Raw genomic sequence first — 25,812 nt, 5'->3', positions numbered from 1 at the left:
CTCTCCCTAGACTAACGGCTCAACCCGTCCTCCCGCGGGAGTTCAGGCCTCGCCGACATCGATCCTCACGACGGTCGTCGGCTCCTCCAGCAGGCTCTCGCCCACGGGGTGCACGTCTACGGAGTGGCCTTTGAACTTCCGGATGGCCTTGGCGGCCTTCTCCACTTCTTCCGCCGCGCTGCGGCCCTTGATCGCCACGAGTGTCCCGGATCCCCGCAGGAGCGGGAGCGTCATGGGCACTAGTGTCGCGAGCGCGGACACTGCACGGGCGGTGACGAAGTCAGCATCGACCTCGCCGGCAACCTGCTCGGCCCGTCCCCTGAGCACGGCGGCATTGGTGAGGCCCAGATCGGCAATGACCTCTTCGAGCCACAGAACACGCCGCTCGAGCGGCTCGATGAGCGTCAGGTGCAGGTCGGGCCGCGCGATCGCCAGACACAGGCCGGGCAGACCGGCGCCGCTCCCCACGTCTGCAACCCGAGCCCCGGCAGGGAACTCGGACTCGATGACCGCACAGTTGAGGACATGCCGGCTCCACAGCCGCGGAACCTCTCGCGGACCGATGAGACCGCGCTCGAGGCCGGACGTGGCGAGGTGGCGCACGTAGCGGCGGGCGAGGTCGAGGCGGTCGCCGAAGAGGTGCTCGGCAGCAGCCAGATCGCTTCCCGTCAGTTCGGGTACGCCGCCGAGTGCGACCTCAGCGGGCGACTTCTCGGCCACGGCGTCAGTCGGCCGAGACGACGATGTGCCGGGCGGCGCCCTCGCCCTCGGATTCGCTGACGAACCCGAGCTCCGCCACGGCGTCGTGCACGATCTTGCGCTCGTAGGAGCTCATGGGGTCGAGGTGGACTGTCGACTCGCCGGCCTTGACCCGCTCCACTGCCTTCTCGGCGATCTCCTGGAGGCGCACGGACCGCTCGCCGCGGTACCCATTGATGTCGAGGACGAGCCGCGAGCGGTTCCCCGTGGCAGAGAGCACGGACAGGCGCGTGAGCTCCTGGAGGGCCTCGAGGACCTCGCCGTCAGCACCTACGAGGGTGTCGAGGCCCTCGGCCTCGTCGTCGCCGACGACGGAGAGGTAGGTTCGCCCATTGCGCACCTCGATGTCGATGTCGCCGTCGATGTCGGCGATGTCGAGGAGCTCCTCGAGATAGTCGGCGGCGACGTCGCCCTCCTCCTCGAGCCGGCTGAGCGGCGTCTCGGAGGCGGCGTCCTCGGCGTCGTGGTCCTCGGGGACGTTCACGGCAGTGCTCTCGGAGGTCATGACTTCTTCTTCCTGTTCTTCCGCTGCGGCTGCTGGCGCTGCGTCTTGGGCTGCGGCGGAGGCGGCATGTCCTCGGCCCGCATGACCTTGCCCGTGGTGACGTCGATGGGGGCAAGGCCCTTTGCGGCCCTGCGCTCGTTGAGGGCCCGTGCGGCCGGCGACCCGGGAGCGGGCATCCGGCGGATCACGTAGAACTGCTGCCCCATGGTCCACAGGTTGGAGATGGTCCAGTAGATCAGCACGCCGATCGGGAAGTTGATGCCGCCGATGCCGAAGACGAGCGGGAGGATGTAGAGCAGGATCTTCTGCTGGCGCATGAACGGGCTGGCCATGGCCGCGTCGGACATGTTCTTCGCCATGATCTGCTTCTGGGTGATGAACTGCGAGGCCGTCATCGCCACGATCATCAGGATGGAGAGAATGGCCACGGCGACGGCGTCCCCGCCACCGCCGTGCAGCAGCGAGGCGGAGAGCGGCGCCCCCAGGATGCTCGAGTTGTGGAACTGCTCGACCTGGTCGTGGGTCATCGCGCCGATGCCGGTGTTGTTCGCCTGAGCGTTGCTGATCCCCGAGAGCACGCGGAAGAGCCCGAAGAAGAACGGCATCTGGATCAGCATGGGGAGGCAGGCCGAGAACGGGTTGGTCCCGTGCTGCTTGTAGAGCGCCATCTGCTCCTGGGCCATGGCCTGACGGGAGAGCTGGTCGGTCTTGCCCTTGTACTTCGCCTGGAGCTTCTGGAGGTCAGGCTGCAGCAGCTGCATGCCGCGCTGGGCCTTGATCTGCTTGACGAAGACCGGGATGAGCGCTCCGCGGATCACCAGGACGAGCCCGATGATGGAGAACGTCCACGTCCAGCCGCTCGCTGCAGGCAGGCCGATGAAGGACAGGGCCTCGTGGAAGGCCACCATGACGAAGGAGACCAGCCACTCGAAGGGCAGAAGTATTGTCCCTAGAGGGTCCATGCGTTTTCCCTGTTCCTCATGTCAGTTACTCGTGTCGTTGGGGCGCGGCCCTGCGGGGCCAGCACCGTCGGTCCAGAAGCGGTCCGGGTGGTTCAGCACGACGATCCGCGGGATGCGGTCCTCGGGCCAATGGCGATGGCCTTCGGGGACGGGATCGATGCCCCCGGCGTTCCAGGGATGGCATCGGGCCAGCCGGCACACCGCCAGATACGATCCTCGCACAGCGCCGTGCACGGTGACGGCCTCGAGGGCGTACGCCGAGCAGGAGGGGAAGAACCGGCACACCTGCCCATACAGCGGGGAGACGACGGCGCGGTAGGCCTTCAGCAGCAGGATGAGCACGTGCTGAGGGAGGGTCCAGACGAAGCGGCCGACGCAGGCCACCCACCTGACGGCCGCCGGTCGCCGCGCGCCGGCGGGCATCTCAGCCACCGCTGCCATCCGCTGTCCTCTCCCGTCCGGCGGCCCCGTCAGGGCCGGTGCCCCGCTCGAGGCGGCGCAGGGCTGCGCCGAGCGCCGATTCGTAGTCCGTGCTGAGGTCGCCCCAGCTCGCCGTCGACGAGGCAGGGAGTGCGCGGACCACGACGTCTAGTCCCACCGGGCGCGCACGCACCGTCGAGGCGGCAGCCTCCCTCAGCCTCCGTTTAACGAGGTTGCGGGTGACAGCGTTCCCCACGGCCTTGGACACGATGAAACCGAACCGGCTGGCACGCTCGCCGTTGGGGGCCGCATACAGCACGACGTTCCGGCGCCCTTGGCGGACGCCGGAACGTACGGTATGCGTAAAGTCCGCGCCGGAGCGCAGGCGATGGGCCGCGGCGAGCATCAGTCCGCCATCAGCGCGTGCCCGCGATCCGACCCGGCCGAGTCAGGACTCAGGCCGAGAGCTCAACGCGGCCCTTGGACCGGCGCGCAGCCAGGATGGCGCGGCCGGCGCGGGTGCGCATCCGCAGACGGAAGCCGTGCTTCTTGGCACGACGGCGGTTGTTCGGCTGAAAAGTCCGCTTGCTCACTTCTCTCACTCCAGTAGATCGAGCGCGTCTGCCGGACGGGTCGAAGTGCTGGCGGACGCTATGTATTCACGGCCTGCCGCCCCCGCCGCGCCTCATGCCGGCATCCGCAGCACGAGCGCCAGGAGGGGCTGTGCGTGGGGCGTGCCGAGGGCATGCGACAGGAGAAGTAGGCAGACACAAAGGACTTAACGACGTTAGGGCACGGCAAGGGGCGGCGTCAATTCGCCGTGCCGATCACCGGCTGCGCCCGTGCAGCCAGGACCCCTCTTGCCGAGGTTGTCCCCAGCTGTGGCCAACTCCACTCACAGGCCTGTGGACAGCGCCCCTGCACGGCCCCCGTCGAGAACTTCACCAGTGTAATTCCTCCGCCCGCCGATGCCAGCTATCTTCTGGGTTGTCCCATCATCTAGTCTGTTCGAGCGCCCTCCTCCACGCCTGTGGGTATCCCTGTGGATGAAACAAGCGGTTCAGAGGATGCGGGCGCACCCACGGGGGGACAAAAACCTCCCAGCCCGCGTCCGGTTCGCCCCCGGTCATCGTCGCGTCACGGACGCGAGGGCAGCGAGGGCGTGAGATGCGAAGCAGGCAGGTAGAGGAGCACATGGGACCAGAGGAAGCCAACGAAGCCAACACCCTTGGCAGTTCGTGGCGCCGCGTGGTGCGCCTCCTCGAGGAGGATGACCGGGTCTCGCCGCGCCAGCGCGGCTTCGTCTCGCTGGCGCAGGCGCAGGGGCTGATCGGCTCCACCCTCCTGGTCGCCGTTCCCAACGAGCTCACGCGCGAGGTCCTGCAGGGGCAGGTCAAGTCTGCCCTCGACGACGCACTCCGTTCGGTCTTCTCCGAGGACATCCGGTGCGCGATCGACGTCGACACCGACCTCGTCCCCGTCCGGGCCGAGACGTTCGAGCCGGTCCAGCGTCCCGAGATGCGCGAGGCGATCCGCGAGGAGCTGCGGCCGGCACCGACGCCGCCGAGCACGTCCCAGGAGGTCAGCCGCCTCAACCCGAAGTACGTGTTCGACACGTTCGTGATCGGCGCTTCGAACCGCTTCGCCCATGCGGCCGCGGTCGCGGTGGCGGAGGCGCCGGCCAAGGCGTACAACCCGCTGTTCATCTATGGCGACTCCGGCCTCGGCAAGACGCACCTCCTGCACGCGATCGGCCACTACGCCCGCCGCCTCTACAACGGCATCCGGGTCCGGTACGTGAACTCCGAGGAGTTCACCAACGACTTCATCAACTCCATCCGCGACGACGAGGGCACGAGCTTCAAGACCACGTACCGCAACGTGGACCTGCTCCTGATCGACGACATCCAGTTCCTCGCCGGCCGCACGGGGACCATGGAGGAGTTCTTCCACACGTTCAACGCCCTGCACAACAGCAACAAGCAGGTTGTCATCACCTCGGACCAGCCCCCCAAGGCGCTGCACGGGTTCGAGGACCGCATGAAGTCCCGCTTCGAGTGGGGCCTCCTGACCGACATCCAGCCGCCGGACCTCGAGACCCGTATCGCGATCCTCCGCAAGAAGGCCAACAGCGAGGGCCTCTCGGCGCCGGACGACGCGCTCGAGTACATCGCGTCCCGCATCTCGGCGAACATCCGTGAGCTCGAGGGCGCCCTGATCCGTGTGACAGCGTTCGCGAGCCTGAACAAGCAGCCCGTCGACGTCGCCCTGGCCGAGATGGTGCTCAAGGACCTCATCACCGACGAGTCCGCCCTCGAGATCACGGCGGAGCAGATCCTGACGGAGACCGCGGCCTACTTCAAGCTCACGGTCGACGAGCTCAACAGCAAGTCCCGCACCCGCACGCTCGTGACGGCCCGCCAGATCGCGATGTACCTGTGCCGCGAGCTGACGGACATGTCGCTCCCGAAGATCGGGCAGGTCCTGGGCGGCCGCGACCACACCACGGTCATCCACGCCGATCGCAAGATCCGCGAGCTGATGGCCGAGCGCCGCGCGATCTACAACCAGGTGACGGAGCTGACGAACAAGATCAAGCAGGCCCAGCGAGGCCTGTAGCCAACAGAGCCTCGCGCGCCCGTGCGTGCCTTATTAACAGGCACCTGTGGACAAGCCTGTGGATGGTTAAGTGCACATCCTGCCCCCATGGGCTTAAAACCCCCAGGCCCGCTGTGGAGAGCCCGAATGACACGAATCCGGGCATCCACAGGCCGCCCTCAGGCTCGACGGCCGGGATCAACACCGGATGAACAGGCCAGTTCCGCGCCAGTCCGCGGCCAGAGCCGGTTATCCACAGTTTCCACAGCACTTATTAACACCACCAATTACAAGAATCTCCAGACCGTTAGCCAACAGTTGCCCCGCCCCGACCGGACAGCACGAGTCCTCGACCGAAGGCCAACCGGCGCCAGCCGCTCTGGCTTGAACCCGTGAGCTCCCATGGGGCTAAGCTGTGCTCAACGCTTGCTGTGGGTCCGCCGCCTCGAACCGAGGCCCTGGCCGGACCCGGCCGGCACCCCTGAACGTGTGCCCCCGCGGCCAATGAGACAGCGATGAAAGGCGGAACGCGTCCGTGAAGTTCCGAGTCGAACGGGATGTCCTCACCGAGGCCGTGAGCTGGGCGGCCCGCTCGCTCTCCCCGCGTCCCCCTGTGCCCGTCCTGGCCGGCCTGCTGCTCAAAGCCCACGACGGCGTCGTGAGCCTCAGCAGCTTCGACTACGAGACGTCGGCACGCCTCGAGATCCCGGCCGAAATCCGCGAAGAGGGCACCATCCTCGTCTCCGGCCGGCTCCTCGCGGACATCTGCCGCAGCCTCCCCGCCGCCCCGGTGGATGTTGAGACGGACGGCACCAAGGTCACCCTCACATGCCGCCGCAGCTCCTTCCACCTCGCCACGATGCCCGAGGCCGAGTACCCGCCTCTTCCGGGGCTGCCCGCCATCCTCGGCTCCGTCTCCGGTGACACGTTCGCGAAGGGCGTCGCCCAGGTGACCATCGCCGCGAGCAAGGACGACACCCTGCCGATCCTGACCGGCGTGCGGATGGAGATCGAGAACGAGCTCATCACCCTGCTGGCCACCGACCGCTATCGCCTCGCGATGCGCGAGATCCCATGGAATCCGGCGAACCCCGGCACATCCACGGCAGCCCTCGTGAAGGCCAAGACCCTCAGTGAGGTCGCCAAGACCCTGGGCGGCTCGGGCGAGCTGAGCCTCGCCCTCGCCGATGACGACTCGCGGCTCATCGGCTTCGAGAGCGGCGGCCGCACCACGACCTCGCTCTTGGTCGACGGCGACTACCCGAAGATCCGATCCCTCTTCCCCGAGTCGACCCCCATCCATGCCGTCGTCGCCACGCAGGAGCTCGTCGAGGCCGTGCGCCGCGTCTCGCTCGTCGCGGAGCGCAACACTCCGGTCCGCCTCGCATTCACCGACGGACTCGTGACCCTGGACGCCGGAACCGGCGAGGACGCCCAGGCCTCCGAGGAGCTCGAGGCGAAGCTCGACGGAGAGCCAATCACGGTCGCGTTCAACCCGCACTACCTCATCGAAGGCCTCGCCGTGATCGAGACGCCCTTTGTGCGCTTCTCGTTCACGAGCGCCCCGAAGCCGGCGATGATCACGGCCCAGCGGGAGCTCGACGGCGAGGACGAGGTCGACTACCGCTACCTCGTCATGCCCGTGCGCCTGCCGAACTGACCCGGGTCCGGCACACCCCGCCGCTCCGACGACCACAGCCCCACGAAGGGAGACCCGGCTATGCACATCGGACTCATCGGCCTCGGCAAGATGGGCTTCAACATGCGTGAGCGGCTGCGCCGCGCAGGCCTCGAGGTCACGGGCTACGACCGCAACCCGGACGTCTCGGACGCCGCGTCCGTCGATGAGCTCGTCGCAGCACTGCCGGCCCCGCGCATCGTGTGGGTCATGGTGCCCTCCGGCGCGGTCACCGATGCCGTCATCACGGACCTCGCGGAGAAGCTCGAGGAGGGCGACCTCGTGATCGACGGCGGCAACTCGCGCTTCACCGAGGACCAGCGCCACGCCGAGCAGCTCGCCCAGAAGGGGATCCGCTTCGTCGACTGCGGCGTCTCCGGTGGCGTGTGGGGCCTCGAGAACGGCTACGGGCTCATGGCCGGCGGCGACGCGGCGGACGTGGAGCGCGCGCTGCCCGTCTTCGACGCCCTCCGCCCCGAAGGCGAGCGGGCCGACAGCTTCGTCCACGTGGGCGCCACGGGCGCAGGCCACTACGCCAAGATGGTCCACAACGGGATCGAGTACGGGCTCATGCAGTCCTACGCCGAGGGCTACCAGCTGCTGGCTGCCAAGGACATCATCACCGACCTTCCGGGGACCTTCCGGGCCTGGCAGAAGGGCACCGTGGTGCGCTCGTGGCTGCTCGACCTGCTGGTCAAGGCCCTCGAGGAGGACCCCGGCCTGGCGAACATCGACGACTACGTGGAGGACTCGGGCGAGGGCCGCTGGACGGTCGAGGAGGCGATCGCCAACGCGGTGCCTGCTCCCGCGATCACCGCAGCGCTGTTCGCACGCTTCGAGTCGCGCGAGGACTCCTCCCCCGCGATGAAGATGGTCTCCGCCCTCCGCCACCAGTTCGGCGGGCACGCGACGCGCCCGGCGAAGTAGAGCCGAGCCCCGCCGACCGGTGTACGTCGAACGCCTCTCCCTGACCGACTTCCGCTCCTACGCCCAGCTCGACCTCGAGCTGTCCCCGGGTGCGACGGTCCTCGTGGGCCAGAACGGAGTCGGCAAGACCAACCTCGTGGAAGCGCTCGGGATGCTCTCGACGCTCAGCTCGCACCGGGTCAGCTCGGATGCCCCGCTCGTGCGCTTCGGCGCGGAGCGCGCGCTGGTGCGGGCCGCGTTCGTGCGGGGCACTCAGCGCTCGGCGCTCGAGCTCGAGATCAACCCGGGGCGCGCCAACCGCGGTCGGATCAACCGCGGGGCCACGGTCCGCGCCCGGGATCTGCTCGGGATCGCCCGCACGGTCCTGTTCGCCCCCGAGGACCTCGCGCTCGTCAAGGGCGATCCCTCGGCCCGGCGCCGGTTCCTCGACGAGCTCCTGACCGTCCTCCTGCCCCACCTCGCGGGGACCCGCGCGGACTACGACCGTGTGCTCAAGCAGCGCAACGCGCTCCTGAAGAGCGCCCGGTCCGCGAGGTTCTCGCGCCGCGGGGGCGGCTCCGACGCCCGTGACGCTTCGGGCGGTGCCAGCGTCGAGTCGACGCTCGATGTGTGGGACACGCACTTAGCCCAGGCCGGCGCGCGCCTGCTGGCCGCGAGGGTCGCCCTCGTCGGACGCCTCGCCCCGCACCTCGATGCGGCCTACGCCCAGCTGACAGATGGATCGAAGGTGGCCCGCGCCGTCTACCGCTCGAGCGTCGAGGGCGCCGTCCCCGACGCGGAGGAGGATGCGGACGACGGCGACCGCTCGCCGTCGTCCGTCGCGGAACCCGCCGCAGAGGCCGGCTCGACCGGCCTCGCGGGCCTCGGCGTCGATGAGATCGCAGAGCGCTTCCTCGCCGCCCTCGCGGCGGCGCGGCCGCGGGAGCTCGAGCGGGGCCTGACGCTCGTGGGCCCGCACCGGGACGATCTCGAGCTGCTCCTCGGCGAGGCGCCAGCGAAGGGGTTCGCCTCCCACGGCGAGACCTGGTCGTTCGCGCTCGCCCTGCGGCTCGCCTCCTACTACGTGATGCTCGACGACTCGGCCGTGTCGGGCGACGAGCCCATCCTCATCCTCGACGACGTGTTCGCCGAGCTCGACGCAACGCGGCGGGCCCGGCTTGCCGCGATCGTGGCCAAGGCCGAGCAGGTCCTGGTCACGGCCGCGGTCGACGCCGACATCCCGCCCGAGCTGGGCGGGCGGCGGATCCGCGTGTTCCCCGGAGCCGTCGAAGAGGGAGCCGTCGAGGACGGGGACGCCGCGCGCCCGGAGCACGGGGATGGCTGAGGACAAGGACGCCGCGCTCCCCGACGGGATCGACGCCGCCCGCGCGGCCCTCAACCGGGTGCGCCAGGCCGCCGAGGCGCGCGGCGAGGTGCGCGTCCGCGCCACGGGCCCGCTGGTAGCCGATCCGAACGCGCCCCGTCCGCGCAGCCGGCAGCGGCCGGCGGCCGGCTACAGCGGCCGGGACCCGCAGGGGCTCGGCAGTGTGGTCAGCCGCATGGTCGCCGAGCGCGGCTGGAACTCCCCCGTGTCCGTCGGCTCGGTCATGTCCCGGTGGGCGGAACTCGTGGGCCCGGAGATCTCGGCGCACTGCACTCCCGAGAGCTTCGAGGGCACCGAGCTGCGCGTCCGCTGCGACTCCACGGCCTGGGCCACCCAGCTCCGCCTCATGGCCCCGACCCTCATGGACCGTTTCCGCCGCGAGCTCGGGGACGGGATCGTGACCCGGATCCACGTCCTGGGGCCCTCGGCGCCGAGCTGGCGGAAGGGCCCGCGGCACGTCCGCGGCCGCGGACCGCGGGACACCTACGGGTGAGCGGGGGCCGATCCCGTGGACGGCGCGTGGGGCGCCCGGCAGCCCGGGACCCACACTCCCCCTTGGAAGGCCGCCGCCGCGAGTCGCCATGAGCCGTCTGCGCCCCTCCCAGAGGCAATCGGGGTGCCGCTGTCGGCCCCCGCGCGCGGGAACCGGTAGAATTGACACGTTAAGCCTGCCGAACGGAAGAGGGGTCGAGAACGCCTGTGGCTGACGAGAGTCGAGTGGACCCAAACACCCAGCAGAACGAGCACCAGCCCAGCGGGCAGCAGGTTCCATCGCAGCCCTCAGGATCCAGCCCCGAGCCCCGGGAATACGGGGCCAGCAGCATCACCGTGCTCGAAGGCCTCGAGGCCGTCCGGAAGCGGCCCGGCATGTACATCGGCTCCACCGGGCCCCGCGGCCTCCACCACCTCGTGTACGAGGTCGTGGACAACTCGGTCGACGAGGCGCTGGCCGGGTACTGCGACCACATCCAGGTCACGCTCCAGGACGACGGCGGCGTCCGCGTCGAGGACAACGGCCGCGGCATCCCGGTCGACATCCACCCCACCGAGGGCAGACCCACCGTCGAGGTCGTCATGACCATCCTGCATGCCGGCGGCAAGTTCGGCGGCGGCGGGTACAGCGTCTCGGGCGGCCTCCACGGCGTCGGCATCTCCGTGGTCAACGCGCTCTCGACCCGCGTCGAGACCGAGGTGCGGCGGCAGGGCCGTGCCTGGCGCATGTCCTTCCGCGACGGCGGCCATCCGGTCGGCGACCTGATCGAGGGCGAGGAGACGGACTCGACCGGCACGATCCAGACCTTCTACCCCGATCCGGCGATCTTCGAGAGCACCGAATTCGACTTCGAGACCCTCCGCGCCCGGTTCCAGCAGATGGCCTTCCTCAACAAGGGCCTGCGGATCACCCTCACGGACGAGCGCCGCGGCGAGGAGGAGGAGAGCGAGGTCGCCGGCGAGAGCGCCGAGGCCGGCGTCCCCGCCGAGGAGTCCAAGTCCACCCCCACCCGCCGGGTGGTCGACTACAAGTACGACGACGGCCTCCTCGACTACGTCAAGCACCTCAACTCCTCGAAGAAGATCGAGGTGATCCACGAGGAGGTCATCGCGTTCGAGAGCACGGACCACGAGCGCAAGATGGCGCTCGAGGTCGCAATGCAGTGGACCACGGCCTACGCGGAGTCGGTGCACACGTACGCGAACACGATCAACACCCACGAGGGCGGGACCCACGAGGAGGGCTTCCGTGCGGCGATGACCTCGCTCGTCAACCGCTACGCACGGGAGAAGGGCATCCTCAAGGACAAGGACGACAACCTCACGGGCGACGACATCCGCGAGGGCCTGACCGCCGTCATCAGCATCAAGCTCGCCGAGCCGCAGTTCGAGGGCCAGACCAAGACCAAGCTCGGCAACTCCGAGGCCAAGGGCTTCGTCCAGCGCGTGGTGACCGACCAGCTCGGCGACTGGCTCGAGCGCAACCCCGGTCCTGCCAAGGATGTGATCCGCAAGGCCATCCAGGCCTCGCAGGCCCGCATGGCCGCCCGGAAGGCCCGCGACAACGCGCGCCGCAAGAGCCCGCTCGAGTCCTTCGGGATGCCGGGCAAGCTCTCGGACTGCTCGAGCAAGGACCCGTCGCGCTGCGAGGTCTACATCGTGGAGGGCGACTCGGCGGGCGGCTCCGCCAAGCGCGGACGCAACCCCGAGACCCAGGCGATCCTGCCCCTGCGCGGCAAGATCCTCAACGTGGAGCGCGCACGCCTCGACAAGGCGCTCGGCAACGCCGAGGTCCAGTCGATGATCACCGCGTTCGGCTCGGGGATCGGCGAGGACTTCGACATCGCCAAGCTGCGCTACCACAAGATCGTGCTCATGGCCGATGCCGACGTGGACGGCCAGCACATCACCACGCTGCTCCTGACGCTGCTGTTCCGGTACATGCGCCCGCTCATCGACAACGGCTACGTGTACCTCGCGCAGCCGCCGCTCTACCGCATCAAGTGGTCCAACCACGCGCACGACTACGTGTTCAGCGACCGGGAGCGGGACGAGGCGATCCGGGCGGGCCTGGCGAACGGCCAGCGGCTGCCCAAGGAGAACGGGATCCAGCGCTACAAGGGCCTCGGCGAGATGGACTACACCGAGCTGTGGGACACCACCATGGACCCGGACCGGCGCACGCTCCTGCAGGTCACCATGGAGGACGCCGCGGCCGCGGACCAGACGTTCACCGTCCTGATGGGCGACGACGTCGAGTCCCGGCGCCACTTCATCCAGCAGAACGCCAAGGACGTCCGCTTCCTGGACATCTGATCTCGGGTCGGAAAGCAATTAGAGGAGAGAATCTTTGAGCGACGAGACTCCCGAGGACCCCACCGCGGGCACGCCGGGAACCGACCCGACGGCCTTCGTGCCCGAGGGCGACCGCGTCGAGCAGGTCGACCTCCAGACGGAGATGCAGCGGTCCTACCTCGACTACGCGATGGCCGTGATCGTCGGCCGGGCGCTGCCGGACGTGCGCGACGGGCTGAAGCCCGTCCACCGCCGCGTGCTGTACGCGATGTTCGACGGCGGCTACCGGCCCGACCGCGCCTTCAACAAGTGCGCGCGCGTGGTCGGCGACGTCATGGGCACGTACCACCCGCACGGTGACATGGCGATCTACGACGCCCTGGTCCGCCTCATCCAGGACTGGGTGATGCGGTACCCGCTCGCGCTCGGGCAGGGCAACTTCGGCTCCCCCGGCAACGACGGCGCCGCGGCCCCCCGGTACACCGAGACCAAGATGGCCCAGCTGGCCATGGAGATGGTCCGGGACATCGACGAGGAGACCGTCGACTTCCAGGACAACTACGACGGCAAGAACCAGGAGCCCACGGTCCTGCCGGCACGGTTCCCGAACCTGCTGGTCAACGGGTCCTCCGGCATCGCCGTCGGCATGGCCACGAACATCCCGCCGCACAACCTGCGCGAGGTCGCGGACGGCGTGCAGTGGTACCTGCAGAACCCCGAGGCGACCCGCGAGGAGCTCCTCGAGGCGCTCCTGCTGCGCATCAAGGGCCCGGACTTCCCCACCGGGGCGACGATCCTCGGCCGCCGCGGCATCGAGGACGCCTACCGGACCGGGCGCGGCTCCGTCACGATGCGCGCCGTGGTCAACGTCGAGGAGATCCAGGGCCGCACGTGCCTCGTGGTCACCGAGCTGCCCTACATGGCGAACCCGGACAACCTCGCGATGAAGATCGCCGAGCTCGTCAAGGACGGCAAGATCTCCGGCATCGCGGACCTGCGCGACGAGACCTCCGGCCGCACCGGCCAGCGCCTCGTGATCGTACTCAAGCGCGACGCCGTGGCGAAGGTCGTGCTGAACAACCTCTACAAGCACACCCAGCTGCAGGACAACTTCGCCGCGAACATGCTCGCGATCGTCGACGGCGTCCCGCGCACCCTCTCGCTCGACGCGTTCGTGCGGCACTGGGTCACCCACCAGATCGACGTGATCGTCCGGCGCACCCGCTTCCGGCTGCGCAAGGCCGAGGAGGAGATCCATATCCTCCGCGGCCTGCTCAAGGCGCTCGACATGCTCGACGAGGTCATCGCCCTCATCCGCCGCTCCCCCACGGTCGAGCAGGCCCGCGACGGGCTCATGGAACTCCTCGACATCGACGAGATCCAGGCCCGAGCGATCCTCGACATGCAGCTGCGCCGCCTCGCGGCGCTCGAGCGGCAGAAGATCCAGGACCGCAACGACGAGCTCGAGGCGCTCATCGCCGAGTACAACGCGATCCTCGCCGATCCGGCCCGCCAGCGGCAGATCATCTCGGAGGAGCTCACCGGGATCGTCGAGAAGCACGGCGACGACCGGCGCACCCGCATCCTCGCGGGCTTCGATGGCGACATGAGCGTCGAGGACCTCATCCCCGAGGAGGAGATGGTCGTCACCATCACCCGCGGCGGCTACGTCAAGCGCACCCGCAGCGACCAGTACCGCCAGCAGCACCGCGGCGGCAAGGGCGTCCGGGGCGCGCAGCTGCGCGGAGACGACGTGGTGGAGCACTTCTTCGTCACGACGACGCACCACTGGCTCCTGTTCTTCACCAACCTCGGACGCGTGTACCGGGCCAAGGCGTACGAGCTCGCCGAGGGCGGCCGCGACGCGAAGGGCCAGCACGTGGCGAACCTGCTCGCGTTCCAGCCAGATGAGCGCATCGCCCAGGTCCTGGACCTGCGGGACTACCAGCAGGCGCCGTACCTGGTCCTCGCGACCAAGGCCGGCCTCGTGAAGAAGACCCGACTCGAGGACTACGACACCAACCGCTCCGCCGGCGTCATCGCGATCAACCTGCGCGACGGCGACGAGCTCGTCTCCGCGCAGATCGTCTCCGAGGACGACGACCTCATGCTCGTCTCGCGGCACGGCCAGTCGGTGCGCTTCACGGCGGACGACGACGCCCTGCGCCCCATGGGCCGGGCCACGAGCGGCGTGACGGGCATGAAGTTCCGTGACGACGACGAGCTGCTCGCCGCGGACGTCGTGGCCGAGGGCTCGTACGTCTTCATCGTCACCGAGGCCGGCTACGCCAAGAAGACCAGCGTCGAGGAGTACCGCCGCCAGGGCCGCGGCGGCCTCGGCATCAAGGTCGGCAAGTACGCAGAGGGCCGCGGGCACCTCATGGGTGCCCTCATCGTCACCGACGAGGACGAGGTCCTCGTGGTCATGGGCGGCGGCCGGGTGGTCCGCTCCTCGGTGGCCGGGGTCCCGGCCACCGGGCGCGACACCATGGGCGTCATCTTCGCCAAGCCGGACAAGGGCGACCGCATCATCGCCGTCGCCAAGAACAGCGAGCGTTCGCTCGCGGTCGAGGGAGCCGACGCGGAGGAAGGCGACGAGGGCGCCCCGGAGGGTGCGTCCGGCGACGAGCAGGAGGCAGCGGTGGAGGCTCATGCCGTAACGTTGTCCCCAGACTCTGACCAGACTCCGGGAGGTAACGAGTGAGCACGCCCGAGAACACGCCGTCGTCCGGGGGCTATCCGCAGGCCGCGTCCCCGTCGCGGCCGCCGCAGCGTCCCACGGTGCCGCCGCAGTCGGCGAACTCCGTGGGCCAGCGGCCGGGTGCCCGCCCCGCGGAGCGTCCGCTCACCGCGGCGGCGGCGCAGCGTGCCGGCGCGCAGCGGCCCGCCGGCCCGGCCCAGCGCCCGGGGCAGGCTGGCCTGGTGCGGCCGGCGCCGAAGGCCAAGCAGCGCCGCGCGCGCCTGATCGTGAGCAAGGTCGACACGTGGTCCGTGCTCAAGATGTCCTTCCTGCTCTCGGTGGCGCTCGGGATCGTCACCGTCGTCGCGTCGATTGTGCTGTGGATGGTCCTGGATGTCACCGGCATCTTCGACAAGATCAACGGCCTGCTCGGCGAGATCGGCGGCTCGGAGAGCGGCGGGGCGCTCGACCTGAAGAAGATCGCCTCCCTCGGCCAGGTGGCCTCGTTCGCGACCATCATCGCGGTGGTCAACGTGGTGCTCCTGACCGCGCTGTCGATGCTCACGGCCGTGCTCTACAACATCTCGGCCACCCTCGTGGGCGGCGTCGGAGTCACCCTTACTGACGACTGAGGCTGATTTGGCCGCGGGCCGAGGTGTGCTGTAGAGTCATATCTCGGCCCGAGGGCCACGTGAGGGCGTATAGCTCAGGCGGTTAGAGCGCTTCGCTGATAACGAAGAGGTCCCAGGTTCAAGTCCTGGTACGCCCACGGATCCTGGTGTCCGAACCATGTGGAGGTGCCCGTGAAGAGACTGATTGCGATCGCAGTCGCAGCTCTTGCGGGTGCCTTCCTGTATCGGAAGGCCAAGGAATCCGAGGCCCAGAAGGGAATCTGGAGCGGCTCGACGGACACCGTCGAGTAGCCCGTTCCCTGAACACGGGGGCATGGCGCAATTGGTAGCGCACCTGCTTTGCAAGCAGGGGGTTAGGGGTTCGAGTCCCCTTGCCTCCACCGTGAGAGAAGGTCCCGGCACCGTTCAGGTGCCGGGACCTTCTGCCGTCCGGGGCGGCACTAGAGTGGGCTGGTGGTCCCCCTCCTCGTGGTGCTCGGCGTGCTCGGCGTCTCCGCGTCCGGGCCGCTCATCGCCGGCACGCTCGCGGGCACGTCCGTGACCGCGCTCGCGATAGCGTTCTGGCGCAACGCGATCGCGTCCCTCGTCATGGCGGCGCCGGTCGCCGTGAGGAGCCCGCGACAGTTCCGCCTGCTCACACGGCGGGACCTCCTCTGGTCCTCCCTCGCCGGCGTGGCCCTCGCCTTCCACTTCGTGTGCTTCATCGTGTCCCTGACGCTGACCTCGGTCGCGGCGTCCACGGCGCTCGTGTGCCTCCAGTCGGGCTGGATCGCTGTCTTCTCGGTGCTGCGCGGCCGCAAGCTGCCGGTGCCCGTCCTCGCCGGCCTCGGGCTCGCGTTCCTCGGCGTCGTCGCCATCACCGGCCTGGACCTCGGGTTCTCGCACGAGGCGGTGCTCGGAGACCTCCTCGCCGTCGCGGGCGGCATCCTCGCCGGCCTCTACACGATGGCCGGCGGCAAGGCCCGCCAGACCATGGGCACGGGGACCTACACGGCCCTCTGCTACGGGGTATGCGCCGCGCTCGTGGCCGTCATGGCCCTCGCCACCGGCGAGCGGCTCATCGGATTCGAACCGGCCGGCTGGGTGTGGATCCTCGCGATCACCGCCGCGGCCCAGCTGGTCGGCCACACGGCGTTCAACCACCTCGTCGCGACCCTGAGCCCGCTCGTCGTGTCGATGTTCATCCTGCTCGAGATCCCCGGCGCGGCGCTCCTGGCCGCCGTGTTCCTCGGAGAGGTGCTGCCGGGAGGGACCTACGCGGGGCTGGGGCTCATCCTCGCGGGGCTCGCCGTCGTCGTCCTCGGCCAGCGGCGCACCCGCCGCGAGCCGCGGACCGCGCCGGAACTCGGCGCGGACTGACGCTAGACGCCGCCGCGCTTGACCGGCGGCTGGTTGGCCGAGTGGATGGCGCGCAGGAGCTTGGCGGGGTAGTACACCGAGAAGATCACCGCCATCGGGGCGCGGAGCGCGATCTTCTTGATGTTGTGCGCCTTGTACGTCCGGTCGAAGCGCTGCACGTAGTAGCGGTAGTCCTTGGGCGAGTCCTCGAGCCGGCGGGCGGACATCCCCGAAACCATGTCGGGGCAGTACTGGATCTTGAGCCCCCGCTCCGCGAGGTGCAGGGACAGGTCGATGTCCTCGTGCATCTCGTCCTTCTCATCCCGGCACGTCGAGTCCCGGATGGCCTCCCACGCGGTGCGCCGGATCGCCATGTTCGAGCCGAACAGGAAGTGGTACTCGTGCCGTGAGAGCTTGAGGAGGAGCTGGCGCACCTTGTCATCGGCCTTGAGGCCGAACCGCCGCATCGGCATGTCGTAGTAGATCACCGGCCCCGTCGCCGCCTGGACCGAGCTGTCCATGAACGCGCGCTGGACCTCCTCCACCCAGTCCGGCTCGAGGAGGGAGTCGGCGTCGATGCGGCCGATCACGTCCCCCGTGGCGGCGTTCAGGCCGAAATTGCGGGTGGGGATCAGTCCCTGCTCCCCCACCTGGGTGAGCAGGATGATCGGCGACTCGGGGTACTCGGACTGCAGCTGGCGCACGATCTGCGCTGTGGCGTCCTTCGACCTGTTGTCGACGACGATGATCTCGTGCGCCGGGACGGACTGGTAGATCGCCGCAGTGACGCACTGGCGGATGACGCTCTCCTCGTTGTACGCCGGCACGACGATCGACACGCTCGGCGGCTCGGGGGCGGCCGTCGTGGCGGGGAGGGCAGGGTCCGGGGACATCACCACAAATCTAGCAAAGGGCCCCCGCCCCGTGGGGCCGCGGCGGGTGAGCCGGCCGTGGATGACGGCGGCACGGGAAACGGGCGCGGGCGACGCGTGATCGCGTCTCCCGCGCCCGTCTCAGGCGGTGGAAGGGGAGCCTCAGGCGCCCGGGGTCTCCTTGCCCTCGCCGCCGTTCGAGGCGGCGTGGATGTTCTTCATGGCCGTCGTGGCATCCGGGGCGACGTGCTTGCCCTCGCTGGCCGCGTCCTTCTCGGCGGCGTCCTTCTCCGCTGCCTCCTCGCCGGCCTTCTCACCCTCGAGGACGGCGGCCTGGCCGGCGTCGAGCGTGGCCGCAGCCTCGGCCTCGGCCGCATCCGGAGCCTCGTCGACCGGCTTCTCAGCCGTCACGACGCGCTCGGCGGCCGCGCCGCCGGTGGCGGGGACGGGGGAAGGGGTTGCGGCGCTGCCGGTGGACGTCGAGGCGGTCGGCGCGGCCGGCTTGGGGGCCGGGGCCACCGGGGCCGGAGTCTTCCACGGATCCTCTATCGGCTTGGCGGCCTTCCACGCCGCGACGCCGGCAGCCACCGCGGCCGCGATCACCCCGAAGATCAGCAGGCCGCGGCCCTTCTTCTTCGGGGCCGGCCCGGAAACCTCCTTGGCGGCCTTGCGGACCGCCTTCTGTGCGCTGCTCACCGCCTCCTTCGCGGCGGCGTCGGCCTGGCGCACCACGCCCGAGTCGGCGAGCTTCTGCGCGACGGCATCGACTCGCCCCGGGGCGGTGGAGAGCCCACGGTTCACGGAGTCCGCGGCGTGGGCGATGCCCTCCGAGATCTTCGGGAGGTACTCGTCAGCGGCACCCTTGATCGCCGGGACCGCCCTGTCCACCGCGTGGTGGATGTGCGGTGCGGCGCTGTCGACCGCGTCGGTGATCCGCGGTGCGAGCTGGGAGAGGCTGTCCTGGATCTTCGGCGTCACGGTGGCCACGCCTTCGGCGATGTTGTGTGCGGCGGACTTGAGGCCCTCCTGGATCCGCGGGGACGCCGTGTCGAGTCCCTGCTGGATCCTCGGAACGGCCCACTGCACGGCCGCATCGACACGGGGCTGGGCCCAGTCGCGCGCGCTCTCGACGCCTGCGCTCACATTCTGCTGGACGTCGCGGGCAAGCGACTCGGATGCGTTCAGGCTCTTCTCGACTGGTTTCTTCACGGCTACCTCCGGGAGTCTGCTGGACCAACGCCAGCCTACGTGCCACACGGGGCATAGGCTACGGTCACACGGCCGGAGTGCCCTCGGCGTTCCCGGATTTCACCGAGCGCGGAACCGTCCCCGCACCCGGGGACGCCCCGGCGCCCCGTGGAAGAATGGCCGCCATGAGCGCAATCGCAACTGCCAAGGCAACCATCCACACGAACCACGGCGACATCGTGGTCAACCTCTTCGGCAACCACGCCCCGAAGACGGTCAAGAACTTCGTGGGCCTCGCGACCGGCGAGCAGGCCTGGACGCACCCCGAGACCGGCGAGGAGAAGAAGGGCACCCCGCTCTACAACGGAACCGTCTTCCACCGCATCATCAAGGACTTCATGATCCAGGGCGGCGATCCGCTCGGCAAGGGCATCGGCGGCCCGGGCTACCGGTTCGACGACGAGATCCACCCCGAGCTGAACTTCAAGGAGCCCTACAAGCTCGCGATGGCTAACGCCGGCATCCAGGGCGGCAAGGGCACCAACGGCTCCCAGTTCTTCATCACGACCGTGGACACGAGCTGGCTCTACGGCAAGCACACCATCTTCGGCGAGGTCGCCGATGACGCGTCGAAGAAGGTCGTCGACGACATCGAGGCCGTCCGCACGGGCATGCAGGACCGCCCGGTCGAGGACGTCGTCATCAGCTCGATCGACGTCGAGCAGCTCTGACCCGCTGACGTGACTGAAGGAAGCCCGGCGGCCGGCCCCGAGGCCGTCCCCGTCTGCCCCCGCCACCCTGACCGCGTCTCCTACGTGACGTGCCAGCGCTGCGGCCGGCCGGCGTGCCCCGAGTGCCAGCGGCCGGCCGCCGTGGGCTTCCACTGCGTGGACTGCGTCCGCGAGCTCTCCGGCGCCGCCCGCGCCCCCCGGACCGTGTACGGAGGCCGTGCACGGCCCGGGACCCGGCCCCTCGTGACCATCGGCATCATCGCCGTGTGCGCGCTCGTGTACGCGCTGCAGTGGCTCATCCCGGGCAACGCCGTCTACCTGGGCTTCGCCTACGCGAACTCGGCCACGCTGACGGCCGCCGAACCGTGGCGCATGCTCACGAGCGCGTTCCTGCACTCGCAGGGCTTCGTGCTCCACATCGTCCTGAACATGTACATGCTGTGGCTGTTCGGCCAGGCCCTCGAGCCGCTCCTGGGCAGGGCCCGGTTCCTGGCCGTGTACCTGCTCTCGGCGATCGGTGGATCGGTCGGCTTCCTGCTGCTCGCCCCTGGGCAGCCGGTCGCCGTCATCGGCGCCTCTGGGGCGATCTTCGGACTGTTCGGCGGCCTGTTCGTGGTCCAGCGCCAGCGCGGCGGCGACGTCCGCCAACTCGTCGTGCTGATTGTGATCAACGCGGCGCTCGGCTTCGTGGTCCCCGGGATCGCCTGGCAGGCGCACCTGGGGGGCCTCGTCACGGGGGCACTCGCGACGGCGGTCATCGCCTACGCGCCGCGGGGGCGTTCCCGCCTCGCGGTCCAGGCCGGCGGCCTCGTCGCGGTCGCCGTCGTCCTGGCGATCGCGACGCTCGTGAGGGTATCGAGCGTTCCCGCCCTCGGCGGAATCTCCCTGTAGCCCACTGGCCATAACGCGGCTCCGGAAAACCCCTGTGGAGGGCCTTCTCCACAGGGGTTTTCCACATCTGTGCACAAACTGCGGGACCGCGCCCAGCGCCCGCGGCCCCGTCGTCGCGGGGGCGACGCGGCGATCCGGGGCGAGGGGCACGCCGCCCGGCCGCCCGGGTCCCCAGCCTGTGGACAACTCCCGGCTGAGGCTGTGGACCGCTGTGGATTCAGGCGGCACCCGACGCGAGCAGCTCGTCGAGCCGCTGGTAGCCCTCGTTCATCCCCTCGGTCATCCCGGCGGCCAGCATCGCATCCCGCGCCTCCACGGTCTGGAAGGACGAGTGGACGCTGAGCCGGCACCGGCCCCCCTCGAGGTCCTCGAGGACGGCTGCGTCGAGCGAGACGTGCCCGGGGGCGCCATCGAACTCGAAGGTCTGGACCATGCGCCGCGGTGCGCTCAGCTCGTGGAAGGACCCGTGGAAGCTGTAGCTCGCGCCCTCGGCATCGGTCTGGGTGAAGCGGTACGAACCGCCGCTGCGGGCGTCGAAGCGCTCGATGACCGTGGTGTAGGCGCGGGGGCCGATCCACTGGGCAAAGAGTGCGGGGTCGGTGTGGGCGCGGAACACGCGCTCGGCGGGGGCATCGAACTCGCGGACGACGTCGACGAACGGCAGCCCGGGTTCGGCGGTCACGGTGGAGGTCTGGGTGGCGGTCATGGCTGGTGTCCTCTCTGCTGCGCGGCACTCTGGGCCGCGTCCTGCCCGCCGTCCCGGTCCGGCTCGGCGGCGAGGACGGCGTCGAGGCGCCGGTACTTCTCCTCGGTGCGCACCCGGTAGGCCTCGATCCATGCGGCCAACGGGCCGAAGGCGGTGGGTTCCAAGTGGCAGGGGCGGCGCTGGGCGTCGCGGCTGCGGGTGATCAGGCCGGCGTCCTCGAGCACCCTCAGATGCTTCGAGACGGCCTGGACGGTCACGGCGAATGGCGCCGCGAGCTCGTTGACCGTGGCGTCCCCCAGAGCCAGGCGCGCCACGAGCTTCCTCCGGAGGGGATCCGACAGGGCCGCGAAGGCGCGGTTGAGCCGGTCTTCGTCCGCCGAGGTCGGGGTGACGGGTGGGGCGGTGCTCATGGTGGCTCGACCTCCGGTGGCGCCCCGCGTTGGCGGGGACGCTTCTTCAATACCTCGGTTGTTCAACCGATCGGTTGAATACATCGACTCTACGCCGCCCTGCAATGCCGGTCAAGGGACCGTTATCCACAGCGCATGTCCACAGTGTGCGTAACTTACAGCGGTGTAGTTCATGGTCGCCGGGGCGCCGGACCGCGCCATCGCCGGCACACCCGGGGCTGACGCACAGGTCTTGTCCCCAGCCTGTGGATAACTCTGGGCATAACGCTGTTGACAACGGATCAGGCTCCTCCCGGATGTCGGCGGCCGGGCGTAGGCTCGGGCCAGGAGGTAGTTGGCGTGAGCAATCTTGAACTCGACCCGCCCGAGACCCTCTGCGCGGACGAGCCCGCCGTGCAGGGGATCGAGGTCATCGAACCCCGGGACGTCCCGCTCGGAGGGCCGCGGGCCATGCCCGTGCGCCGCACGCTCCCGTCCCGGCAGCGTTCGCTCGTGGGCGCGTGGTGCTTCCTCGACCACTACGGACCCGATGACGTCTCGGCCACAGGGGGCATGCGCGTCCCGCCGCACCCCCACACGGGCCTGCAGACCGTGAGCTGGCTCTTCACCGGCGAGATCGAGCACCGGGACAGCGCGGGCCACCAGGCGACGGTCCGCCCCGGCGAGCTCAACCTCATGACGGCGGGGCGGGGCATCAACCACTCCGAGTATTCGACCCCCCAGACGACCACGCTGCATGGGGTCCAGCTGTGGACGGCCCTTCCTGCACCGTTCCGCTCCGCCCCGCCGGGGTTCGAGCGGTACGTGCCGCCCGCCGTCGTGCTCCGCGACGGCAGCGGAGGCCGCGCGGGAGAGCTGCGCGTCTTCCTCGGCTCGCTGCACGGTTCGGCCTCCCCTGTGCGCACCTACACGGCGCTGCTGGGGGCCGAGGCAGTCCTCGAGCCTGGAGGTGAAGCGGTGCTCGAGGTCGCGGAGGAGTTCGAGCACGCGATCCTGGCCGACGGCGGGGCGCTCGAGGTCGAGGACGGCGCGCTGGCCGAGGCGCATCTGGCCTTCCTCGCACCGGGACGCGGCCGTGTGCGGCTCGCCAATCCCGGGCCGCGGCCCGTCCGGGCCGTGATCCTCGGCGGGCCGCCCTTCCCCGAGGAGATCACCATGTGGTGGAACTTCGTGGGCCGATCGCACGAGGAGATCGCTGCCTTCCGCGACGCGTGGAACGCCCAGCTCGCGGAGCAGGTCCCGGCGGACGACGGCGCGCCGTTCGGTCCCGTCGTCGAGCTCACCGGGGGCGAGGCGGCCCTGCCCGCTCCCCCGCTGCCGAACGTCAGGCTCCGGCCGAGGCCGGGCGCACCTACGCCGGACGGCACTTCAGGAACAGTCAAGAGAGGGACACCCATGACCGTGCAGGAATCCGAGAGGCAGTCGGGGAAGACGGAATTCGTCCATGCGGACCAGCGGCACCGCTACGAGGTGCATGTGGGAGGCGTGGTCGCCGGTTTCACCCAGTACCGCGAGAAGGAGGGCGGCTCCGTGTACGCGTTCGACCACACCGAGGTGGCCGACGGCTACTCGGGGATGGGCCTCGCGAGCAAGCTCGTCACGTACGCGCTCGACGACGTGCGCTCGGCCGGGCGCCGGATCCGCCCATACTGCCCCTACGTCCGGGCGTTCATCAAGCGGCATCAGGACTACGCGGATCTCGTCGAGGACGGCTTCGTGATGGACGAGGACTGAACCTTGTCCACAGCGTTGTCCACGCCGTGGATAACTCACACCGATGTAGTTCCGTGCGGCGCCCCGGTATCCACGGGTTTTCCCACAACTTGTGGATAACTCGGCCGGCGCTGTGCACACCCCCTGAACAACCCCCACCGCCCCGTTTCGGGTACGCATCTCGTCGCCCTTCTCCCGTTTCGGGTACGCATCTCGTCGCCCGATCCGCTCTCCGGGTACGGGGCCCCGGCTAGCATGGCCGCATGGAGCCCACTCTGGAGGAACAGCCGCCGGCGGGAGGCGCTCGGCCGCTCGCCCTCATCACCGGGGTGGGGCGCACCGTCGGCATCGGCGCCGGGATCGCCCGCGAACTCGCACGCCAGGGGTGGGACCTCGCCCTCTCCTACTGGAGCCCCTATGACGGCCGCATGCCCTGGGGTGTCCGAGCCGAGGACCCCGAAGCCGTCGCGGAGGAACTGCGGGGGCTCGGAGCCTCGGTGACCAGGGCCGAGGCAGACCTCGCCGATCCCACAGCCCCCGACCGGCTTCTGGCCCAGGCCGGCGCCGCGCGGCCGGTGAGAGCGCTAGTGCTCAGCCATGCGGAGTCGGTTGACTCGGCGCTGCTCGACACGGGGCTCGAATCCTTCGACCGGCACTTCGCCGTGAACGCCCGGGCGTCGTGGCTCCTGATCCGCGCCTATGCCCGGCAGTTCCCCGCGGACTGGCACGGCGGGGGGCGCATCGTCGCCCTCACCTCGGACCATACCGCGGGGAATATGCCCTATGGGGCAAGCAAGGGCGCGCTCGACCGCATCGTCCTGGCGGCAGCGCGGGAGCTTGCACCACAGGGCATCGCAGCCAACGCGCTCAATCCGGGCCCGGTCGACACCGGCTGGATGGACGATGAAACCAGAGCTGCCCTCAGCGCCCGGCAGCCCTGGGGACGCCTCGGCACCCCGGCCGACATCGCTGGCGTCGTGGCCTTCCTCCTGAGCGGCCCCGGTGGCTGGATCAACGGACAGCTGCTCCGCGCGGACGGCGGCTTCTCGGCGCCCCACTGATCATGCCTTAAAGGGCATATTCCCCGGCGGGCAGGTATCAGACCGCCTGCCGGCGCTCCTGGGCTGCAGGACGCGGCTCGGACTGGGCGGGAGGCCCAGAGGCCCCGTGCTCCCCCGCCGCGTCCGAGGGCCGATTGCGGAGGAAGGCGGCGAGCACGATCGCCGCGACCCCGGCCGCCGCCGCCACGAGGAACGCCGCGCGGAAGCCCGCCATCGCCGCGTCCGGCCCCGGCAGGGAAGCGCTGGCCGCGCGGGCCGTGCCCGCCATCACGGCGACGAGGAGGGCCGTGCCGGCGGCGCCCGCGACCTGCTGCAGGGTGCTCAGGATCGCCGAGCCGTGGCTGTACAGCCGCGGCGGCAGGGGATTCAGTCCGCTCGTGAACGTCGGGGTGAACAGGAAGGCGAGCCCGAGCGACAGGACGATGTGCAGGCCCATCACCAGCCACACCGACGTCTCCGCGGTGATGAAGGCCAGCGCCCCGAGGACTGCGGTGATGAGCGAGGTCCCCGTGAGGGTCAGGGGAACCGGGCCCACCCGGTCGAACCAGCGGCCCACCGTGGGGGCGAGCAACCCCATGACCAGGCCGCCCGGCAGGAGGAGCAGGCCGGTGCCGAGCGTGTCGAGCCCGCGCAGCTGCTGGAGGTAGAGCGGCAGGAGGATGACGACGCCGAACAGGGCCATCATGCCGACCATGAGCAGTGCCGTGGCGACCGTGTACATCGGGTAGGTGAACGCGCGCAGGTCCAGCAGCGGCGAGCCGGAGCGCTGCAGCGCGAGCTGCCGGAGCACGAAGGCCACCAGCGCGGCGGCGCCGACGAGGAGGGGCACCACGGGGCCGAGACCGCCCGACCCCTCGCCGCCCAGCTGGCTCAGCCCGTAGACCACGCCGCCGAAGGCCGGCACCGAGAGCAGCACGGAGAGCGCGTCGAGGGCGCTCCGCTCCCCGCCGGACGCCCCGCGCAGCTTCGCGGCGCCGAACAGCAGGGCGGCGACCGCGATCGGCAGGACGGTGAGGAACATGAACCGCCAGGAGAAGAACTGCAGGATCAGGCCGGAGAGGGTGGGCCCCACGGCGGGGGCCACCGAGATGACGATGCTGACGGTGCCCATGACCTGGCCGCGGCGCGGGACGGGGATGAGGGTCAGGACGCTCGTCATCAGCAGCGGCATCATGATCGCGGTCCCGGATGCCTGGACCACGCGGGCGAGCAGCAGCACGCCGAAGCCCGGCGCCAGGGCGGCGAGCAGGGTTCCGGCGCTGAACAGGCTCATCGCGAGGATGTACACCGTGCGGGTCGAGAGCCGCTGGAGGAGGAAGCCGGTGGTGGGGATGACCACCGACATCGTCAGCATGAACGCCGTGGAGAGCCACTGGACCGTCGGCGCGTCGACGTGCAGCTCCGCCATGAGCCGGGGCAGCGCGACGTTCATGATCGTCTCGTTGAGGATCACCACGAAGGCAGCGATGACCAGCACGGTGACGATGAGCCGGTTCTCCGGGCTGATGGGGTGGGCCTCGCGGGGCGACGCGGGGCGCGCCGCCGCGGACGACGGCGAGGGGTGCTCGGGTGCGGAAGGCAAGGGTGCTCC

Annotated in this window: 25 protein-coding genes and 2 tRNA genes; 16 read left to right on the top strand and 11 right to left on the bottom strand. The window is 69.9% G+C overall.

Annotation, left to right across the window (positions count from 1 at the left end; all coding sequences use genetic code 11):
* Positions 1-42: 42 nt before the first annotated feature.
* Genes rsmG through rpmH form a run of 6 tightly spaced genes read right to left on the bottom strand, consistent with a single transcriptional unit; the run spans position 43 to position 3,239 of the window.
* The gene (rsmG, locus tag J2W21_RS09155; protein ID WP_307114189.1) at positions 43-720 is read right to left on the bottom strand and encodes a 16S rRNA (guanine(527)-N(7))-methyltransferase RsmG; all 678 of its coding nucleotides are present in this window, start codon (positions 718-720) and stop codon (positions 43-45) included.
* A gap of 4 nt (positions 721-724) precedes the next feature.
* Complete coding sequence (locus J2W21_RS09150) at positions 725-1,264, bottom strand: Jag family protein (RefSeq protein ID WP_307114188.1); 540 nt, start codon at positions 1,262-1,264, stop codon at positions 725-727.
* Positions 1,261-2,226: a membrane protein insertase YidC gene (yidC, locus tag J2W21_RS09145; RefSeq protein ID WP_307114187.1), complete on the bottom strand. Its 966-nt coding sequence runs from the start codon at positions 2,224-2,226 to the stop codon at positions 1,261-1,263. The genes J2W21_RS09150 and yidC overlap by 4 nt, the downstream gene beginning before the upstream one ends.
* 21 nt (positions 2,227-2,247) lie before the next feature.
* The gene (gene yidD / locus J2W21_RS09140; protein WP_373423094.1) at positions 2,248-2,667 is read right to left on the bottom strand and encodes a membrane protein insertion efficiency factor YidD; all 420 of its coding nucleotides are present in this window, start codon (positions 2,665-2,667) and stop codon (positions 2,248-2,250) included.
* A complete protein-coding gene (rnpA, locus tag J2W21_RS09135; protein ID WP_307114186.1) occupies positions 2,651-3,052 on the bottom strand; it encodes a ribonuclease P protein component in 402 nt (133 codons plus the stop codon). The genes yidD and rnpA overlap by 17 nt, the downstream gene beginning before the upstream one ends.
* A gap of 49 nt (positions 3,053-3,101) precedes the next feature.
* Entirely contained in the window at positions 3,102-3,239 is a 138-nt protein-coding gene (gene rpmH, locus J2W21_RS09130; protein WP_074588526.1) for a 50S ribosomal protein L34, read from the bottom strand.
* Positions 3,240-3,840: 601 nt separating this feature from the next.
* Between rpmH and dnaA the strand changes: the two genes are divergently transcribed.
* The 12 genes from dnaA to J2W21_RS09070 all read left to right on the top strand — a co-directional run bounded on the left by dnaA (position 3,841) and on the right by J2W21_RS09070 (position 16,670).
* Positions 3,841-5,265, top strand: coding sequence for a chromosomal replication initiator protein DnaA (gene dnaA, locus J2W21_RS09125; protein ID WP_307114185.1), 1,425 nt, complete (start codon positions 3,841-3,843; stop codon positions 5,263-5,265).
* Positions 5,266-5,779: 514 nt separating this feature from the next.
* On the top strand, positions 5,780-6,904 hold the full coding sequence (gene dnaN, locus J2W21_RS09120; RefSeq protein WP_307114184.1) for a DNA polymerase III subunit beta: 1,125 nt from the start codon (positions 5,780-5,782) through the stop codon (positions 6,902-6,904).
* 60 nt (positions 6,905-6,964) lie between these two features.
* Positions 6,965-7,849, top strand: coding sequence for a phosphogluconate dehydrogenase (NAD(+)-dependent, decarboxylating) (gnd, locus tag J2W21_RS09115; RefSeq protein WP_307114183.1), 885 nt, complete (start codon positions 6,965-6,967; stop codon positions 7,847-7,849).
* 19 nt (positions 7,850-7,868) lie between these two features.
* Positions 7,869-9,173 (top strand): DNA replication/repair protein RecF, encoded by a 1,305-nt coding sequence (gene recF, locus J2W21_RS09110; protein ID WP_307114182.1) that lies wholly within the window; start codon positions 7,869-7,871, stop codon positions 9,171-9,173.
* A complete protein-coding gene (locus tag J2W21_RS09105; protein ID WP_307114181.1) occupies positions 9,166-9,705 on the top strand; it encodes a DUF721 domain-containing protein in 540 nt (179 codons plus the stop codon). The genes recF and J2W21_RS09105 overlap by 8 nt, the downstream gene beginning before the upstream one ends.
* Positions 9,706-10,040: 335 nt before the next feature.
* Positions 10,041-12,020: a DNA topoisomerase (ATP-hydrolyzing) subunit B gene (gyrB, locus tag J2W21_RS09100; protein WP_373423097.1), complete on the top strand. Its 1,980-nt coding sequence runs from the start codon at positions 10,041-10,043 to the stop codon at positions 12,018-12,020.
* A gap of 34 nt (positions 12,021-12,054) precedes the next feature.
* On the top strand, positions 12,055-14,703 hold the full coding sequence (gene gyrA / locus J2W21_RS09095) for a DNA gyrase subunit A (protein ID WP_307114179.1): 2,649 nt from the start codon (positions 12,055-12,057) through the stop codon (positions 14,701-14,703).
* Positions 14,700-15,311 (top strand): DUF3566 domain-containing protein, encoded by a 612-nt coding sequence (locus tag J2W21_RS09090; protein ID WP_373423093.1) that lies wholly within the window; start codon positions 14,700-14,702, stop codon positions 15,309-15,311. Before gyrA ends, J2W21_RS09090 begins: the two co-directional genes overlap by 4 nt.
* 63 nt (positions 15,312-15,374) lie before the next feature.
* A tRNA-Ile gene (locus J2W21_RS09085) sits at positions 15,375-15,448 on the top strand.
* 34 nt (positions 15,449-15,482) lie between these two features.
* A complete protein-coding gene (locus tag J2W21_RS09080) occupies positions 15,483-15,602 on the top strand; it encodes a DLW-39 family protein (RefSeq protein ID WP_307114178.1) in 120 nt (39 codons plus the stop codon).
* Positions 15,603-15,618: 16 nt separating this feature from the next.
* Positions 15,619-15,691 (top strand) — tRNA-Ala (locus J2W21_RS09075).
* 73 nt (positions 15,692-15,764) lie between these two features.
* Positions 15,765-16,670: a DMT family transporter gene (locus tag J2W21_RS09070; protein WP_307114177.1), complete on the top strand. Its 906-nt coding sequence runs from the start codon at positions 15,765-15,767 to the stop codon at positions 16,668-16,670.
* A 2-nt stretch (positions 16,671-16,672) separates the two neighbouring features.
* Here the strand turns inward: J2W21_RS09070 and J2W21_RS09065 are convergent, their stop codons facing one another.
* Together J2W21_RS09065 and J2W21_RS09060 are read right to left on the bottom strand one after the other, a co-directional pair.
* Positions 16,673-17,542, bottom strand: coding sequence for a glycosyltransferase (locus J2W21_RS09065; protein ID WP_307114176.1), 870 nt, complete (start codon positions 17,540-17,542; stop codon positions 16,673-16,675).
* A gap of 141 nt (positions 17,543-17,683) precedes the next feature.
* Entirely contained in the window at positions 17,684-18,730 is a 1,047-nt protein-coding gene (locus J2W21_RS09060; RefSeq protein WP_307114175.1) for a hypothetical protein, read from the bottom strand.
* Between the two features lie 164 nt (positions 18,731-18,894).
* Between J2W21_RS09060 and J2W21_RS09055 the strand changes: the two genes are divergently transcribed.
* Both J2W21_RS09055 and J2W21_RS09050 read left to right on the top strand, forming a co-directional pair.
* A complete protein-coding gene (locus tag J2W21_RS09055; protein ID WP_307114174.1) occupies positions 18,895-19,440 on the top strand; it encodes a peptidylprolyl isomerase in 546 nt (181 codons plus the stop codon).
* Positions 19,441-19,449: 9 nt separating this feature from the next.
* A complete protein-coding gene (locus J2W21_RS09050) occupies positions 19,450-20,331 on the top strand; it encodes a rhomboid family intramembrane serine protease (protein WP_307114173.1) in 882 nt (293 codons plus the stop codon).
* A gap of 217 nt (positions 20,332-20,548) precedes the next feature.
* On the opposite strand, the gene J2W21_RS09045 is transcribed toward J2W21_RS09050, so the two are convergent.
* Complete coding sequence (locus J2W21_RS09045; protein WP_307114172.1) at positions 20,549-21,037, bottom strand: SRPBCC family protein; 489 nt, start codon at positions 21,035-21,037, stop codon at positions 20,549-20,551.
* Positions 21,034-21,447: an ArsR/SmtB family transcription factor gene (locus tag J2W21_RS09040; RefSeq protein ID WP_307114171.1), complete on the bottom strand. Its 414-nt coding sequence runs from the start codon at positions 21,445-21,447 to the stop codon at positions 21,034-21,036. The genes J2W21_RS09045 and J2W21_RS09040 overlap by 4 nt, the downstream gene beginning before the upstream one ends.
* Before the next feature lie 339 nt (positions 21,448-21,786).
* Here J2W21_RS09040 and J2W21_RS09035 point away from each other — a divergent pair, with 339 nt between their 5' ends.
* Together J2W21_RS09035 and J2W21_RS09030 are read left to right on the top strand one after the other, a co-directional pair.
* Positions 21,787-23,181, top strand: coding sequence for a bifunctional pirin family protein/GNAT family N-acetyltransferase (locus J2W21_RS09035; protein WP_307114170.1), 1,395 nt, complete (start codon positions 21,787-21,789; stop codon positions 23,179-23,181).
* Between the two features lie 242 nt (positions 23,182-23,423).
* Positions 23,424-24,221, top strand: a complete 798-nt coding sequence (locus J2W21_RS09030) for an SDR family oxidoreductase (protein ID WP_307114169.1) — start codon at positions 23,424-23,426, stop codon at positions 24,219-24,221.
* Between the two features lie 37 nt (positions 24,222-24,258).
* On the opposite strand, the gene J2W21_RS09025 is transcribed toward J2W21_RS09030, so the two are convergent.
* Positions 24,259-25,803 (bottom strand): DHA2 family efflux MFS transporter permease subunit, encoded by a 1,545-nt coding sequence (locus J2W21_RS09025; protein ID WP_307114168.1) that lies wholly within the window; start codon positions 25,801-25,803, stop codon positions 24,259-24,261.
* Positions 25,804-25,812 lie beyond the last annotated feature (9 nt).

Source organism: Sinomonas atrocyanea, from assembly GCF_030811715.1.
Taxonomy (GTDB): domain Bacteria; phylum Actinomycetota; class Actinomycetes; order Actinomycetales; family Micrococcaceae; genus Sinomonas; species Sinomonas atrocyanea_A.
This window is presented reverse-complemented; position numbering and strand designations above follow the sequence as displayed.